At 64.5% G+C, this 16260-nt stretch carries 16 protein-coding genes; all 16 read left to right on the top strand.

Annotated features, from left to right (window positions below):
- The 16 genes from RB2654_RS22495 (at window position 1) to RB2654_RS15505 (ending at window position 16247) form a co-directional block, all read left to right on the top strand.
- Window positions 1–2568 (top strand): S49 family peptidase, encoded by a 2568-nt coding sequence (locus RB2654_RS22495; RefSeq protein WP_008333599.1) that lies wholly within the window; start codon window positions 1–3, stop codon window positions 2566–2568.
- An 82-nt stretch (window positions 2569–2650) separates the two neighbouring features.
- The gene (locus tag RB2654_RS15565) at window positions 2651–2983 is read left to right on the top strand and encodes a DUF2190 family protein (RefSeq protein ID WP_008333598.1); all 333 of its coding nucleotides are present in this window, start codon (window positions 2651–2653) and stop codon (window positions 2981–2983) included.
- Window positions 2983–3306: a head-tail joining protein gene (locus RB2654_RS15560; RefSeq protein ID WP_008333597.1), complete on the top strand. Its 324-nt coding sequence runs from the start codon at window positions 2983–2985 to the stop codon at window positions 3304–3306. Before RB2654_RS15565 ends, RB2654_RS15560 begins: the two co-directional genes overlap by 1 nt.
- On the top strand, window positions 3303–3473 hold the full coding sequence (locus RB2654_RS23425; RefSeq protein ID WP_008333596.1) for a hypothetical protein: 171 nt from the start codon (window positions 3303–3305) through the stop codon (window positions 3471–3473). The genes RB2654_RS15560 and RB2654_RS23425 overlap by 4 nt, the downstream gene beginning before the upstream one ends.
- Window positions 3470–3901, top strand: a complete 432-nt coding sequence (locus RB2654_RS15555) for a hypothetical protein (protein WP_008333595.1) — start codon at window positions 3470–3472, stop codon at window positions 3899–3901. The genes RB2654_RS23425 and RB2654_RS15555 overlap by 4 nt, the downstream gene beginning before the upstream one ends.
- Window positions 3902–3928: 27 nt before the next feature.
- A complete protein-coding gene (locus RB2654_RS15550) occupies window positions 3929–4318 on the top strand; it encodes a hypothetical protein (protein WP_008333594.1) in 390 nt (129 codons plus the stop codon).
- Window positions 4315–4656, top strand: coding sequence for a hypothetical protein (locus RB2654_RS15545; protein WP_008333593.1), 342 nt, complete (start codon window positions 4315–4317; stop codon window positions 4654–4656). The genes RB2654_RS15550 and RB2654_RS15545 overlap by 4 nt, the downstream gene beginning before the upstream one ends.
- Complete coding sequence (locus tag RB2654_RS24030; protein ID WP_008333591.1) at window positions 4656–4790, top strand: hypothetical protein; 135 nt, start codon at window positions 4656–4658, stop codon at window positions 4788–4790. Before RB2654_RS15545 ends, RB2654_RS24030 begins: the two co-directional genes overlap by 1 nt.
- A gap of 7 nt (window positions 4791–4797) precedes the next feature.
- Window positions 4798–6855 carry a hypothetical protein gene (locus RB2654_RS15540; RefSeq protein WP_148912688.1) on the top strand — a complete coding sequence of 686 codons (2058 nt, stop codon included), beginning with the start codon at window positions 4798–4800 and terminating at the stop codon, window positions 6853–6855.
- Window positions 6856–6884: 29 nt separating this feature from the next.
- The gene (locus tag RB2654_RS15535; protein ID WP_008333587.1) at window positions 6885–7223 is read left to right on the top strand and encodes a hypothetical protein; all 339 of its coding nucleotides are present in this window, start codon (window positions 6885–6887) and stop codon (window positions 7221–7223) included.
- The gene (locus RB2654_RS15530; RefSeq protein WP_008333585.1) at window positions 7223–7681 is read left to right on the top strand and encodes a DUF1833 family protein; all 459 of its coding nucleotides are present in this window, start codon (window positions 7223–7225) and stop codon (window positions 7679–7681) included. Before RB2654_RS15535 ends, RB2654_RS15530 begins: the two co-directional genes overlap by 1 nt.
- On the top strand, window positions 7681–8052 hold the full coding sequence (locus RB2654_RS15525) for an NlpC/P60 family protein (RefSeq protein WP_008333583.1): 372 nt from the start codon (window positions 7681–7683) through the stop codon (window positions 8050–8052). The genes RB2654_RS15530 and RB2654_RS15525 overlap by 1 nt, the downstream gene beginning before the upstream one ends.
- Entirely contained in the window at window positions 8042–11671 is a 3630-nt protein-coding gene (gene gpJ / locus RB2654_RS15520; RefSeq protein WP_008333576.1) for a TipJ family phage tail tip protein, read from the top strand. The genes RB2654_RS15525 and gpJ overlap by 11 nt, the downstream gene beginning before the upstream one ends.
- Before the next feature lie 11 nt (window positions 11672–11682).
- A complete protein-coding gene (locus RB2654_RS15515; RefSeq protein ID WP_008333575.1) occupies window positions 11683–12489 on the top strand; it encodes a hypothetical protein in 807 nt (268 codons plus the stop codon).
- Window positions 12489–12836 (top strand): hypothetical protein, encoded by a 348-nt coding sequence (locus RB2654_RS15510; RefSeq protein ID WP_008333574.1) that lies wholly within the window; start codon window positions 12489–12491, stop codon window positions 12834–12836. Before RB2654_RS15515 ends, RB2654_RS15510 begins: the two co-directional genes overlap by 1 nt.
- Window positions 12837–12839: 3 nt before the next feature.
- Window positions 12840–16247 (top strand): hypothetical protein, encoded by a 3408-nt coding sequence (locus RB2654_RS15505; RefSeq protein ID WP_040885077.1) that lies wholly within the window; start codon window positions 12840–12842, stop codon window positions 16245–16247.
- Window positions 16248–16260 lie beyond the last annotated feature (13 nt).

The raw sequence follows: 16260 nt of genomic DNA, 5'->3' as shown, positions 1-16260 counted from the left end.
ATGGCCCCGACCGCACAGATCGCCGCGAAGGTGTTCAACACTCCGCTCATGATCGACCCAGAGAAAGCTGCCGTGATCATTCAGGCTCTTGGCCCCCGGTTCCTCGAGATGGGCGACGTCGCTCTCGACTTGCACGGTGTTCAGCCGTCCGCCGACCGCTGGGAGGCGCGTCCGGAGGCCGCCTCGATAATCGGGGGAAGCCTCTATCGCGGGGTCAAGAAACACGCGGCCTATCTCAACGTGCAGGGGGTTGCGGTCATTCCGGTGACGGGCACGCTCGTTCGGCGTGGGTCTTTCGTCGGCGAAAGCTCGGGCATGACCAGCTACGAAGGGCTGAGTGCGCAGATCCGCGCGGCGGCCGAAGACGAGACCGTCCGCGCGATCGCCATGGAAGTCGACAGTTTCGGAGGTGAAGCGGCTGGCATCTTCGAACTGATGGCCGACATTCGCGCGGCCCGGGAGAAAAAGCCGGTCTACGCCTTCCTCGCGGAATACGCGCTGTCGGCCGGCTATGCGCTCGCATCACAAGCGGATCGCGTGACGATCCCGCCGTTCGGGAAGGCTGGGTCGATTGGCGTGGTGGTGATCCATGCCGACTATCAGACGCAGCTCGAAAATGCCGGTGTGAACGTGACGCTGATCCATTCGGGCAAGCACAAAGTCGACGGCAACCCGTACCAGCATCTCAAAGGCGAAGTGCGCGATCGGATCCAGCAGGAGAACGACGCGATGTGGCTCGCATTCGCTGAAGCGGTCGAGCAAGGCCGTCGCGGCAAGATCACAGCGCAAGGCGCGATGAAGCTCGAGGCCGGCGTCTTCACCGGGCTGGATGCCTTGAGGTACGGGCTGGCGGACGAGGTGATCGAGGCGCGCGCTGCATTCGAGGCGTTGGTCGAAAAGCTCAACCCGCCGGCCAGATCCGGTGCGGTGAGCGCGGGACCTGCCGCCGCGGCCGCGATGGCGGCGGGGCGTGTCGCAACGGGTGTCTCTCTCGTTGCCAGTTCCATCACCGACGTCGCGGCCCTCACGACCTGGATCGAGGAGCACATCGACGATCTGGGCGGGCCCGTGACGCTTCAGGGCGAAACCATTCAGCTGCAGGACCTCGAAACGGTCCTCGCCGAAGATTGCAGCCCCGGCTGCGAAACCGGGGCGGAGGCCCCTTCATCCAAGGAGACTGACATGACGAAAGATGTCACCAAGCCGGACGCTGAAGAGCAGAAGGCAAAGACCGCGACGGCGCCCGTGCCGTCCGCTGAAGAGGCCGTACAAGCGGAACGCGAACGAGCCTCGAAGATCACCGCGAAGGTCGCTCAGGCGGGGCTCCCGTCGAGCTTCGGACAGAAACTGATCTCGGACGGTGTGAGCCTTGAGGCCGCCTACGACAAGATCCTCGACGAGAAAGCGGCCAAAGCTCAGGATGGCGGCGACATCAATGGTGGCACGCCGACGGCCAAGGTGACGGGCGACGTCGTCGACCGGACCACGGAAGGCATCACCAAGGCGCTCTACGCCCGTGTTGGGCTCGATGGTGGCGAGCGCAACGAGTTCACCGGGATGCAGCTGCGCGAGATGGCGCGGGCCTCGCTCACGGCACGCGGCATCAGTGTTCAGGGCGGTGCAATGGCACTTGCCGGTGCGGCCTTCTCGCCCGCGGGTGCGTCGGGCGGCATGCACTCCACGAGCGACTTCGGCAACATCCTCGCCGATTTCGCCAACAAGTCGATGGTGAAGGGGTTCGAAGAGACCGAGGAGACCTTCGAACAGTTCACCTCGACCGGGACGCTGGGCGACTTCAAGCCGACCAAGCGCGTCGGCCTCGATGCCTTCCCGTCGCTGACCGAGGTGCCGGAAGGTGCCGAGTTTAAGCATGGCACGATCGGCGATCACGGTGAGAGCGTCGTGCTCGCGACCTACGGCCGCCTCTTCGCCCTCACCCGCCAGACCATCATCAACGACGATCTCGACGCCTTCAGCCGGATTCCGATGAAGATGGGCCGCGCGGCACGCCGCACCGTCGGCGATCTGGTCTTTGCGATCTTGACCGGCAACCCGGACATGTCGGATGGCACCGCCCTCTTCCATGCTGACCATGCGAACCTTGCTGGGTCGGCAGGTCTGCCCGGCGAGGCCACGATCAATGCGGGCATCACCGCAATGGCCACCCAGAAGGACCGGGGAGGCAACGCGACCGCGCTGAACATCCCGGCGGCCTTCCTGATCGCCGGGCCCAACAATCGCTCGGCGGTGCTGCAGGCGCTCAACAGCGAGTATGCGCCGGATGACACCGACAAGGTTGGCACCGCGAAGATGCCGCGCGCCTACAACACGGTGCGCGACGCGGCCAAGCCGATCTTCGATGCCCGGATCTCTGGCGACGCATGGTTCCTCGCCGCCGATCCGAGCCGGTTCGACACGATCGAGGTCAGCTACTTGGACGGCATCGCGCTGCCCTTCCTCGATCAGCAGGACGGTTGGACGGTCGATGGCACCGAGTTCAAGGTGCGCCTCGACGCGGCCGCCAAGGCCCTGGCCTGGGAGGGTCTTTACAAGAACGCCGGCTCCTAAGGCGTCCGAGACCTTTCCAACCTGAGGGCGGCTCAAGTGGTCGCCCCCAGTCGTTTTCGACTTCGATCAAAGGATCAGAACAATGCAGAACTTCGTTCAGAACGGCGCCGTGGTGGAAGTGCCCGCGCCCTATGCTGTCAGCTCGGGCGGCGGTGCCCTCGTCGGCTCGATCTTCGGGATCGCGCAGGCCGATGCCGAGAGTGGCGCAACCGTCGCCCTGGTGCGCTCGGGTGTATTCACCCACGCCAAGACCTCGGCTCAGGCCTGGACCGTCGGCGCCAAGCTCTATTGGGATGACACCAACAAGGTGTTCACCACCGCGGCCTCGGGCAACACGTTGGTCGGTGTCGCGATGGCTGTGGCGGCGAACCCGTCGGCCACGGGGACGGTGCTGCTCGACGGCGCCGCTCGGTAGTGTCGATCTTCGCCGGCGTGTCGGGCGTGCTGAACGGAGTGTTCGGCGCGTCCGTCACGATCACACCGGACGGCGAGGCTGCGCGCGCGATCCAGGCGGTGTTCCGGGAAAACCCTGTGACGGTTCCGGATGGCGACGGCCGGGAGATCGTCACGGTCCTGCCCGTCTTGAGTGTACCACGCGACGTCGAGGCTTCGCTTGCGAGCGGCACTGTCGTCGAGCCCGGCAACGGCCGCACGTACCAGGTGGTCAATGGACTGCCGTCCGGCTCGCCTGCCGATGACGGCTTCACCATCTATGAACTCGAGGAAATCGACCCATGAAGAAATACCCGATGATTGCGCTCATGACCCTGTCTGCAACAGCGACACGGGGCAAAGTTAAGCGCGGCGCCGCGTTCGAGGCGACCGAACAGGAGCGCCGCGATCTGATCCAGTTCGGCCGCGCTGAAGATCAGCCGGACAAAGCCAAGGCGAAGTCCGAGACGTGACGCATCCCCGCAAGGCATACCGTGACGCGGTCCGGACCGCCCTCTCGGCCCATGCCGACCTGTCCGGCGTTGCAGCCTGCCGGGCATGGGCCTTACCCAAAAACGACGAAGAGCTGCCTGCATTCACCGTGGTCACGCGCGACGAACGGGCCGAGATGGACACAGGGGACAACGCGAGTCGCAATGTCGAGCTCGCCGTTGTTCTGAAATGTGCAGGGGGCGACGAAATCGAGGACACGCTCGACGGCTATTCCGAGGCGATCGAGGCGGTCGTGATCGACGTCCTTGACAGCTGGCCGACCGAGCTCCCGTTCTACCAGGTCACGCGGGTGCTGACCCAAGTCGAAGGCGGCTCCAAGAAGCGGATCGGCACTCTCGAAATCCATTTTGCCATCACCCGCTACGCGGACGAAGGCGCCCAATCCTGACATAATCGCCATCCAAGGAGAACCGATATGGCACGACACACCGGCAAGAACGGCACGGTGAAAGTCGACGGCACCGACATTGCAGGTCTGGTTTCGTTCGACATCACGGAAGAAATCGGCGTCGAGGACATCACCGCCGCAGGCGACACTTGGGAGGATCACGATACGACCCTCAAGAAGTGGTCAGGATCGATCACGATGCGCCTTGACCATTCGGCCGACGGCCAGGACCTGCGCGCTGGCGACGAGATTGCCTTCCAAGGCTACACCGAGGGGGACGCAACCGGGAAAACCTATCTTTCCGGAACGGCTACGGTGACCAGCCATGGCGTGAACCACGAATATAAATCGCCGGTCGAGCGCACCTATTCGATCACCGGCAAGGGCGCGCTTTCGGTCGCGACGGTGTCGGCATGAGTGACATTCTCCAGACGATCTCGCAACGCCATGCCGATCAGACAGCAACGGAGATTGACGTTCCGGAATGGAACACGAAGCTCTATTTCACGCCGCTCACGGCCGCGGAGCGTGCGTCGATCCGGAAAGGAATCGATGCCGAGGATGACGGCGAAATGATGATCGCAAGCATCATCCGAAAAGCCTGCGACAAGGATGGCAAGCGTGTGTTCGAGGACACCGCAGAGACGCGCGCAATTCTGTCCGGCAAAGCCGAGTTTTCGGTGATCCGGCGCATCATCGAGGCGGCCGACAGTGCTCGAGCCAAGATGACGTCCGACGACGTAAAAAACGTCTGATGGGCGACCCGGCCGCGCAGAGCATTCTCGCGGTCGCGGTCGCCCTAGGCAAATACCCGCACGAGGTCGCAGCGGAAATGTCGGAAGAACAGATCGCCGTGACCGCAACATACCTCACGCTCAAGGGCAATTGACCTCGCCGTGCTTCAAGATCTGAAATTCTCAGTCCGAGCCGACAATAAAACCGGCCCGGCCATGAAGGGTGTGTCGAACTACCTGAAGGGTGTCGAGACCCAGTTGACGCGCATCAATACTGCCGCCGCCAAAAGTGCCACAATCAACAACTACGGACGCAGCTTGGTATATTCTGGTTCTGCGACCGCCCGGCTCGGCAAGAGCGCCGGTGGTGCTGCTGGGTCTATGCGCATGCTGACTCAGCAGCTAAGCCAAGTCGGACAGCAGGCAATGGCTGGCGGCGACTTTGTCAGAGCGTTGGCTATTCAATTGCCGGATATGGGTCTGGCTTTTGGCGCCGCAGGGACCGCGATTGGTCTTGTTGCAGGTATCGCACTTCCATTCCTCATGGAGGCTTTATCCGGAAGCGAGGGAGAGGCAAACGATCTTGAGAATGCGCTGAAGTCCGTCGAAGGGATCGTCTCGAGGCTGAATGATCCGCTGGACGTTTTGTCGATGTCGGCGGGGGATCTGGCAGAAAAGTACGGCGAAGCGGCTGACAAGGTTCGGGCATATGCGAAGGTTCAGGCCGAAATCGCAACGGCAGAGGCAACGGCGGGCATTGAAGCCCTGACCCTTGCGGTCGGCGACTCTATCCGGATGTTTGAGACCTCTGCCACGGGTGGTCGAGAACTGCGAAACACCCTTCTCCGGATCACTGATCAGTTCGGTCTGGCTGGTGCAGAAGCCCGGAAGTTCGAAGGCCTTTTGTCAGACTGGCGAAACGCGGACGGCGCGCGCGCGCAAGAAGATGCCTTTGCCAATGTGCTGCAGTACATGCGGCAAATGAACATCACGGCCAGCGACCTTCCGCCAGAAATGCGTTCGGTCGTCAGCGAGATGATCAAGCTCATGCGCAATTCGGAGGAAGCTCGGGCTGTCATGGACGCCCTATCCGATGCTGCCAGCGGTGTCGCGCCCGCCCTAAAGCCGTCCGTCGCCGTCGCCTCTTCGCTTGCCGACCAACTCGGCAGAGCTTTTTCGGCTGCTCAAGCGCTCGCAAACCAGCAGGTCAACGACCTGCTGGTTCAGAAGATCAAGCTTGATACCGTCGGGCAACCGATTGATCAGGCCGGCGCTCTGGCCGGCGCTCAGTTCGATGCGCGCGTTCCCTCGGGTATCGACATCGGCTTGCAGAATGCGATGGGTATTCGGGGCCAACGCAGCCAATACATTAACAACGCGCGCCAGCTGGCCGTGATGTCGGCCGCCGAGAAAGCTGCGCTCGCAGCTCTTCGCGATACCGACGGCAACCGCGGTAGTAGCGGTGGCGCTGGGGACGAGGCCGACAAGCTCACTCGTTCACTCGACACGCTGCTCGGGCAACTCGATCCCGTTTACAAGGGAATGCAACAATACCGTGAAGCTACTGACCTCCTGACTCAGAGCCTGAACGCCGGAAAAATCACACAAGACGAGTTCAACACCTATCTGCAGAAGGCTCAGGACCAGTTCCTGAAGAGCGGAGAGGAGCTCAAGAACTATACTCAGGAAGTCGGGGATTTTCTGGGAGATTTCGGTGTCCTCGTCATGGAGAACGTCGACAACCTGGACGACCTGAAGGCTGCGGTGAACGACTTTGTCCGCTCTGCGATGCGCGACCTTCTTAAGCTCGCCATCTCGAAGGGCTTCCAGGCTTTGATGAGTCTCGCCTTCGGCGGCACTGGCGGCTCTCTAATCGGTGGTCTTTTCGGTGGCGTGGCCGCAGGGGGTGGTGGCGGCCTCCTTTCTTTTGCGGGTGGTGGTCACACGGGCGCAGGTCCCAGATCTGGCGGTGTCGATGGATTGGGCGGGTTTCCTGCCATCCTCCACCCCAACGAAACGGTCGTTGATCACACCAAGTCCGGCGGCGCGACTGTTCAAATCCACATCGGGGCCGAGGTGCCCAGAGGCACCGTTCAGCATGATCAGGATCGCATCGACATTCAGCTTGGTCCCCTGATTGCCCAATTCATCGAGTCGGGCGCGTTGGATCGCGCGAACCGAAACAGGTACGGTCTCGTGCCGCGCGGGCGGGGCGCCTGATCGTGACTATTCCATCATGGCCTTCGGACTTGCCGTTCATCGATCAACTCAGAGGCCTTTCTCTGAACGGCCCGGACGGCAACAGGCGCACGTTCGTGTCGGATAGCGGCAACACGAAAGTGCGGGCGGTGACCACGGCCGCCGAACGCATGATGTCCGGCCGCACCCGCCCATTGACCGCAGCTGAGTTCGAGAACTTTGAGAATTTCTGGAACTACGACCTCTCACAGGGCACTTTGTCGTTTGCGGCTCCGCACCCCATGACGGGGACGGTGACCGTGTTCAGATCCGATGGGTCCCCCTATCAGCCGATGCCGGTCGGGGGTGGCAAGATCCGAGTCGGCCTGTCGCTTGTGGTGCTGCCCTGATGCCCTGGCTCGACGCGATCAACGACGCTGAGACCGCCGAGGTCGTCCTAACCCTCGTCACGCTCGATCATGCCGATTGGGCTGCGCCTGTGCGGCTGGTGAACGACGTCGCGGACTTCGAGCATGACGGCGAGACCTACACCGCCGCCGGGTTCCAGGTGGCGATGCCGGACCAGGCCGAGGATCGCAACGCGGCGATGCGTTGGACCCTGAACGACGTCGATCACGATGTCGCGGTGCTGCTCAGAACGACCAACGACGTGATCGACATCGAGGTCAGCTACGTGCTCGCCTCGGATCCCGACACGGTGCAGGCGGGGCCGTTCGAGGCCGAGATCCGGCAGGCCGACCTGCGCTATGGATCAGTGTCCGGTGCGCTTGTCGTCTATCCGGTCATGGAAGAGGTCGCGAACGCGTCGTTTCGGTTCTCGACCGGCGACTTTCCAGGGCTGATCTGATGCACTGGTCCGAGCGGTGGCTTGGCAAACCCTATGCGGTGCTCGGCCGGGGGCCGGATGCGTTCGATTGCCTCGGCCTTTTCATGGCCGTACAGAACGCCGAGTTCGGCCTCTCGCTCGATTATGGCCTCGTCCCGCTCGGCCCGGCCGAGGAGGACGCCCGCGCCCGCCACATCGGCGCCTGGCGCAAGGTCGGGGTCGCACGGCAGGGTGACGCGGTCCTGATCCGCCACGGCCGAGGCTGGCATGTCGGGGTCGCACTCGACAATTCGCGCATGCTGCATTGCACCGAGCCCGCCTCGGTCATCGAACCATACCGCTCGCCCAAATGGGGCAAGCGGCTCGAGGGTGTTTACACGTATGTCCATTGACGTGCAGGTCCGGGCGCATCCGCTGCTCGGACAAGCCGATCACACGACCGTTCCGGCCGGGTTGACCGTTGCGGGTATCGTCGCGCGGGTGTCGACCATGCGCCATGCCGAGGTCGTTCTCTTGCGTGACGGCCACGCCTGGCCCGTGCGCCGCGAGTACCACGACAAGGTGCGACCCGCGCCCGGCACGACCGTGATCGTGCAGCCGCGCGTCGGGGCGACGGCGGTGTTCGGGATGGCGGTGACATGGCTTGCCGGTGCGACCGCCCTGACGACCACCGGGGCGACCCTCGTCGTCGCGGGTGTCGCGATCGCGGTGTCGGTCGCTGGCCTGCTCCTGACCCGGTCGTTCCTGTCGGCCGATGCGGACCCGAACCAGCGCGCGGCCGACCGCGAGAACCCGACGATCCGGGGCCTGCAGAACATCTATCCGTCGATGGGCACGCCGGTGCCGATGGTCCTGGGCCGTCACCGTATGGCGGCGGTCAAGACGGCGACGGGGTATACCGAGCTTGACGATCAGACGGTTTACCGGGTCGAGCGCATGACGTTCGGTGTCGGTCCGGTGCTGATCGACGACCTGAAGATCGGCACGACCGAGATCGCCAAGTTCAAGGACGTGCAGCTGCAGTTCCGCAACGTCGACCGGACCGAGACGCTGGCACGGATCCCGGCGCTCGCCAATATGGATGTCGACTGGCTCGACGACGACGATCCGATGACGCTTTACTCGCGGGACATCTTCGAGGATCCCGAAAGCGCGAAGCTCGATCACAACGTCCGGGTGACGCGCACGACGCCCGCGAACACCACGGCCGCGACCGTCCGTTTCTATTTCGCGGGCCTGGTCGGGATCGACGACGACAATGTCAAACAGCCGCGCTATCGGCAGATCGGGATCTACTACCGACCCGCGTCGGGCGGCGATTGGGTCACGGTGTCCGAACACTGGTACAAGGGCGAGACCACCTCGGTTCTGAGGTTCGGCAAATACATCAACTTTCCCGAGCCGGGTGAATGGGACGTGTCGGTCATTCGGCTGTCCGAGGATGACGACGACGTCCGGGTGCAGGACGACAGCTATCTCGAGGCCCTGCAGTCGCGCCAGCCTGGCACCCTGCCCTCACCGTCGGGCGTGGCCGAGGTCACGCTCAGGATCAAAGCGACCGATCAGATCAACGGCGCGCTCGATCCTTTGAACGCGATCGTCTGGCAGATGGCGCCGTTCTGGAACGGGTCGGCCTTTACCGCACCCACTCCGATCCGGCATCCCGCCGATATCTTCGTGCACCTTCTGCGCTCCGATATTCGGCGGCGTCCGGTGGCCGACGCCAAGATCGACCTCGACGGCATTCGCGCCTGGCGCCTTGCCTGGCCCGACTGGCGCTGCGACATGGTCGTGACCAGCGACATCCAGCTGGGCGACCTGTGCCGTCAGGTGCTTGCCACCGGTCTCGCCATGCCGATCCACAAGGCAGGCAAATGGGGCGTGCTCACCGACCGCTCGGCCGAGCCTGCGGTGCAGATCTTCAGCCCGCGCAACACGGCCGACATGCAGGCGACCTGGACACCCTCGCCCGAGGTGCACGGGCTTCGGTTGATGCTCACCTCGGAAAAGGCGGGCTGGGATACCGACGAGATCATCGTCTATGCCAACGGTTATTCGGCGGGGAACGCGACGATCGTCGAGACCATCGAGTTCCCCGGCCTCGCGCTGGGTCGCTACGAAAGCATCGAGCGGATCGCGCGGCTGGGGTATTATCACCTCGCGCAGCTGAAACTGCGCACCACGCAGGTCAGTTTCACGACCGAGCTCGATCATCTGGTCTGCACGCGCGGCGACCCGGTGATCTTCACGACGCCGCTCCTGCGCAACCAGGTCGGCATGGGTCGGGTGTCGGCCGTCACGTTCAGCGGCGACGATATCGCCACGCTCACGCTCGACGACACTCTGCCGGGTGTGCCGGACGGCTACGAGGCGCATGTGGTCCTGCGCGGCTCGGCCGGGGCGTTGCAATACGTCACCGCGATCAAGGCGGGCCGGGGCTTCACCGTCACGGCGGGCAGCGGCGTCGCGATGGATGGTGGCGCCTTCGATGCGAACCTCGTCGCGCGTGGCGACCTCGCGACGGTCTACGAGGCCGAGACCGAGCCTGCGAAGTGGCTGGTCAAGGACATCGCGCCGGACTTCGGTGAACGTGCCCGGATCACGCTGGCCGAGGCGACCGAGGTGCCGCTTGGCGATCTGAACCGCCCGCTGCCGACCTACGACCCGCGCGTGCTGTTGATCAACGAGGCGCGCGGCATCACCGGCGGGTTCGAGTATGCGAACGGTGTGCTGTCGGTCGTCGTGCGGTGGCAAGCGCTGGATTACGGTCAGGAAACCATGTGGCGCGTGACGCTGGAGAACGGCGCAGGCGCAGCGGTCGGAACATGGACGGGCGCCGACCGGATCGCCAAGTTCCCGGTGCAGGCGGTCGTCGCCGACACCTTCACCGCCGAGATCTCGGCGCGGCTGCCGAACGGCACTTGGGGGCCGATCAAGTCGGTCGGGATCTCGACCGCGTCGTTCTTCGCGCCGCCCGCCACCGTTGCCGGGTTCGCGGTACAGGTCGCCGCCGGGCAGATCCACCTCAGCTGGCGCTCGGGCGAGACCAACGTCGAGTACTACCAGGTGCGCTACACGCCCGCGACCACCGGGGCGACCTGGGCGAGCGCGGTGCCCATGGTCCCGGTGCTGCGCGCCACGCGCACCAGCGTGCCGGCCCGCAACGGCACCTATCTGGTCAAGGCGGTCACGGCCACTGGGCAGGAAAGCGCGACGGCAAATTCGGTCGTCGTCACTTCGGCCGCGAGTCTGCCGAACGCGATCGAGACCCTGGCGCTCGCCCCGGATTTCGACGGCGACCTCGACCCCGGCCTCGCGGTCGTGTCGGGCGACCTGATCTTCGCGGCAGACAACGACATCCTCGCCCTCGATGATATCCTGCTCGAGGACAACATCCTCACCTCCTATCGGACCGCGAACACAGGGATATACACCGCCGACGACGTGATCGACCTCGGCGCGGTCGACACCGCGCAGATCTCGGCCGAGATCGAGGCGCTCGCCTATTACGACGATTTCGACATCCTCCTGATCGACGACATCACCCAGACGCCCGACCTTCTCGGCGCGGCCGATGGGGAATGGAGCCTGACCGCCCAGGTCTCGACCACCGATGACGATCCGACGGGATCGCCGACCTGGTCGGACTGGTCCGACATCGTCGTTGGGGATTACCGGGCGCGGGCGTTCCGGTTCCGGCTGGTGTTCGAGTCGCTGGACCCCCAGGTGCTCGTCGCCGTGTCGGAGTGCGATTTCATCGTCGACATGCCGGATCGTGTCGAGAAAGGCGCAAATGTCAGCGCGCCCTCGGGCGGGGTCACAGTGACCTTTCAGACGCCGTTCCGCGCGGTGCCCTCGATCGTCGTCGACGGTCAGGGCCTGCCGACCGGGGCGCGCTCGATCCGCTCGGCCGTCACGGCATCGAGCTTTCACCAGAAATTCGTCGACAGCGGCGGGTCGGACATCTCGGCGACGTTCGACTGGCAGGCGATCGGCTACGGGCAACAATAGGAGCGCACAAGGTGTCACAATACACAGGCAACACGACGGCGGTCTCGCCCCTGTCGGGCGTGGCGGCGCAGGCCGACATTCTCGGCCTGGTCAACCACCTGATGTCGCAGGGCGAGGGCGGCACCCGGCCCGCGAACATCCAGACCGGCGGCATCTGGACGAAAGACGTCGGATCGGGCGTCTACGTTCCGAAGTTCTGGGACGGGGCGTCGGACCGCGCACTGGTGCCCGAAGATCGCAGCGCGATCCGGTTCGATGTGGGGGGCACCGCGAATGCGATCACGCTGACCTCGGCGCTCGACCTCGCCAGCTTCCCGGAAGGATACCGGGGCTATTTCATCCCGACGGCCGCGAACACCGGCGCGACGACCTTCGCGATCGACGGCGGATCGGCCACGGCGGTCAAGACGGTCACCGGCGCCGCGCTTCCGTCCGGGTACATCCGCAGCGGCAAACTGACCGAGTTCTGGACCGACGGCACTGACATCTTCGTGCACCGCCTGCCGGAATATTCAACCTCGGCCACAGGGGATCTTTGGCGGTTCGAGAACAACCTGCAGATCTGTTGGGCCACCTATTCCAGCGCCGATGCGAACACCTCAATCGGAAACGGATACTGGTCGGGTGGCCTGTCCAAGAACCTGCCGGCCGCCTTCGTTGGCAACCACGTCGGCTGGGCCGAAAACCGGAGTACGGCGACCGCCTGGGCCAATGGCCGCGTCGTCAATGCGTCGACGCAATGGGGGTTCGGCGTGCATTCGTGGACGTCGCGCACCGGCGACGCGATCTATCTTGGCGCGATGGGGGAGTGGTACTGATGCGCATCGACCTGTTTCCGCAGCTGCGTTACGACGACCTGACCATCGAGGTATCGGGCGAGACCATCATCCTGAACGGGACGGCGATCGACCTGTCGGACATTCCGACCGGCGGGACGATGCCGCTCTACGCCCGCGACGAGACCGGCGATTTCCTGTTCGGTCCCAACGGCGACGTCACCATCCTGATCGACTGCCCGTGGATCTGCGGCGACATCCACCGCGACGCGACGGGCGAGCTGATCGTGCCCGTCACCCTGCCGCACCTCGCCGAGGCGTCGGAGGCGCGCCGTTTCCCCGAGCCCATCACTGTCGCCACGGACGGCCCCGTCGCCCTGCCGGAGTAAAACATGACCATTTCGACCGCCACGATTTCCGGCACGCTGGTGCTGCCGGACGATACCGCTTTGGCAACCATCGACCGGATCGAGTTCACACTCACGGGGTTCGAGACCGAGGATGCGACGATCGTGCATGAGCCGGTGTCGGCCGACGTCGACGGCAGCGGCGATTTCTCGATCGACTTGTGGCCGAACGAGCTTGGCGGGCGCTCGACCCAATACGAGGTCCATGTCGTCGTCTCGATGAACAGCGGCCAGTACGAGCGCCGGATCTCGCTGGGTAACATCTCGGTGCCCGCAGCGACGACCTATGACCTCGACGACCTGCTCGGCGTGGTCGCGTCGCAGCTGCCGGCGACGAATGCCGGCGCGGCCGCATCGGCCCTGCTCGCAAAGCAATGGGCCAACGAGGACGAGGATACGGTCGTCGCCGATGGCGAATACTCGGCCAAGCACTATGCGGCAAAGGCCGGGGCCAGCGCGACGGCGGCGGCAGGATCGGCCACAACGGCGTCCGGCGCCGCGACCACGGCCACGGGCGCGGCGTCGACCGCCACCACCAAGGCGGGCGAGGCGTCGGACGATGCCGATGCAGCGGCGGCCTCTGCCGCGAGCGCGGCGACCTCGGCGGGCACGGCTACGACGAAAGCAGGCGAGGCCTCGGACGACGCCGACGCGGCGGCGGCTTCCGCTGCAACGGCCTCAACGGCCGCCGGCACGGCCACCACGAAGGCCGGCGAGGCTTCGGACGATGCCGATGCGGCGGCGTCGTCTGCGGCGAGTGCTGCGACCTCGGCGGGCCTGGCGCTTGCCACCACCGGCCTTGCGGATTTCGACACCGTCGCGGCCCTGATCGCTGACGACACGATCCTCGGCTATTCCGGCGACGAAAAGACGCTCGACGTCGCTTCGGGCGACATCATCACGGCCAGCGACTATCGTTACCAGGTCGCCACCTCGGCCGCGTCGGACTACCACGTCATCAACGCAGGTGCGGTCAAACTCTACGCCCTCCCGAACGGCCGGGGCGAGGTCTACACCTCGCAACTGGGTTGGACCGAGGATGCGGACGTCACCACGGCCCTGACCCGCATTCTCGATCACTGGCCGACCGGCGCCTCCATCCTGCGCCAGAACGGCGATTACTGGATCCAGGGCAGCGGCTATACGATCCCCACGGGCATGAAGGCCTGGCTGGCGGACAATTACGAAACCATCGGCCACGGCGAGGAAGCGACGCGCGGGCTGTTGATGATGGACGCCTGCGACGAGAGCGCGACGGCGAACAGCCTGACCCGAGATCTCGGGACACGCTTCACGACACCTTCCGGTTTTCTGGTCGGCGGCCTGCGCCTCGATCATAACGTCGCCGTGGACGAGACCGCGCTGATCGCGGGCGGCAACGCGGGCGAGGTGTTCCACTGCGACGACAATCCGGTCGGGATCACCGTCGACAAGGTTCGGTTCGACTTCGAGGGTGGCACCGGCATCCAGATAACGAAAAGCCCGCACTGGAAGTTCATCAACTGCTACGCCGGACCGCAAAAGTACCTGCTGAACGTCGTCGGCGAGGCGCACTTCGGTCGCTACATCGGCAACCGGGGCCAGATGGGGATCACCGCCCTGAACGTCAGCGGCACGGCCCCGTCCGATTTCGGCGACAATATCAAGACGACGCCCAACACCACGCTCGGCATCGGTCCTCGCTATTGTGTCGTGCAGGACAACGAATTCATCAACGACAAGCGCGACGGCCCGGATGGCACCGGGGGCTTCCACGGTTGGACGTTCGAGCGCAACTATTTCCGCGTCCTGATCGCTGCGGTCGACATCAAGCTGGCCTATAACGTCGCAGGCGACTTTGCCGCGCGCGAGCGCCAGTATTCGCAGATCAAGATCGTCAACAACATCTTCGATGGCTGTGGCATCGTCGTCACCTCGACATGGAAAGAGCCGGATACCGGTATCGCCTTCGATGCCGACCTCCAGATCCGGGGCATCTTCGCCTGGGGCAATACGTTCCGAGCGACCCCGGGCAAGGCGGGACCGGGCTACCATTTCAAGTCCTACCGCAACCTCTTCGTGTCGCGCGGGGATCACTTCCCGTCATTCGAGGGGCGCAGCGCGGGGGATTGGGACGCGTCGACGGGCGCGTTCCCGTCAGGGTCCGTCCAGTACCGCTATTACACGGTCACGACAGGCGGCACCGTGGACGGTGAGACCTTCTCGACCGGCGAGATCGTCTATGCCCTCAAGGATGATGCGGCCACTGATACCTACGAGGGCGAGTGGTACAACACCGGCGAAACTTTCGCTCGCCTGCCCGCGATGGTGCCGGCGAAGTTCACGACCGACGGCGTCGGCACGCATATGAACGACCAGGGGGCTTGGGACGCATCCGGCGGCGCGTTCCCATCGGGTGGGTCGGTCGGTGACTATTGGACGTGCTCGGTCGCGGGGACGGTCGACGGGATCTACTTCAACGTCGGCGACTACCTGGTCCCGCTGGTCGACAGCCCGTCGACCACGGATTACGAGGGTGAATGGGAGCGCCGCCTCGGCAATGAGGGGCCGAGCGAGCATATCGTGTTTGAGAGCCTGACGCTCGACATCCGGGGCGGCGGCGCATTCCAGATCGACAATGTCAGTAAGGTCCGCGTCGATTTCGCGGACCTTCACACCAACGGCGAGGGTTCGATCACCGTCACGGCCGAGGAAGTCGAGCTGACCGGGCATATCCGGTCGGAGGCCCGGCCGACCAGCGGCGTCGCCGATGTGTTCCTGTTGAACGATTGCCGGAACGTGTTCATCGACGTGGATCTCGAGCACCAGCTCGGCGCGAGCAAAGGGGGCGCACTGGTCAAGGTCAGCGGTGACGCCCATGAGGTCTGGATCGACGGTCGCGTGCGCGGAACCTACGAGCTCATCGACGTCGGCGGCACCAATTCCGTCACGAACCTCTACCTCGGAAAGCGGTCAAGCCTTCTGGTCGAACGTCTGAGCGCCAATGTCATCTCGAAAGGGGCGAGCGCGACGATCAACGGCGCGTGGAAAGGCCGTGTCTACAATCCCGACGGGTCCGGCTGGTGGAACAATGAGCCCGAGCTGCACGATCTGACGCGGCTCATGGACGGCCACGGCCCGGAGCTGACGATCCAGGGTGGGTCGGTCACCGCGGGCTACGGTTTCCACCGCCTCGACACGCAGGCCGATGCGTCGAGCGACGATCTGGACACGATCGAGGACGGCGCAATCGGCGACGAGCTGATGGTCGCGATCGCCGACAACGCGCGCGCCGTCATCCTGAAGGACGGCACAGGCAACCTCGCCCTGACGAGCGGCGACGTGACGCTCAGTTCGACAACGGCGCAGGTGACGCTGCGCAAGCATCCCGACGGCGACTGGCATCAGGTCTAGCCGGCACCTCTCG

Origin of the sequence: Maritimibacter alkaliphilus HTCC2654, assembly GCF_000152805.1 — a bacterium.
Lineage (GTDB): Bacteria > Pseudomonadota > Alphaproteobacteria > Rhodobacterales > Rhodobacteraceae > Maritimibacter > Maritimibacter alkaliphilus.
The sequence above is the reverse complement of the archived record's forward strand: the minus strand, read 5'-3'. Positions and strand labels throughout refer to the sequence as shown.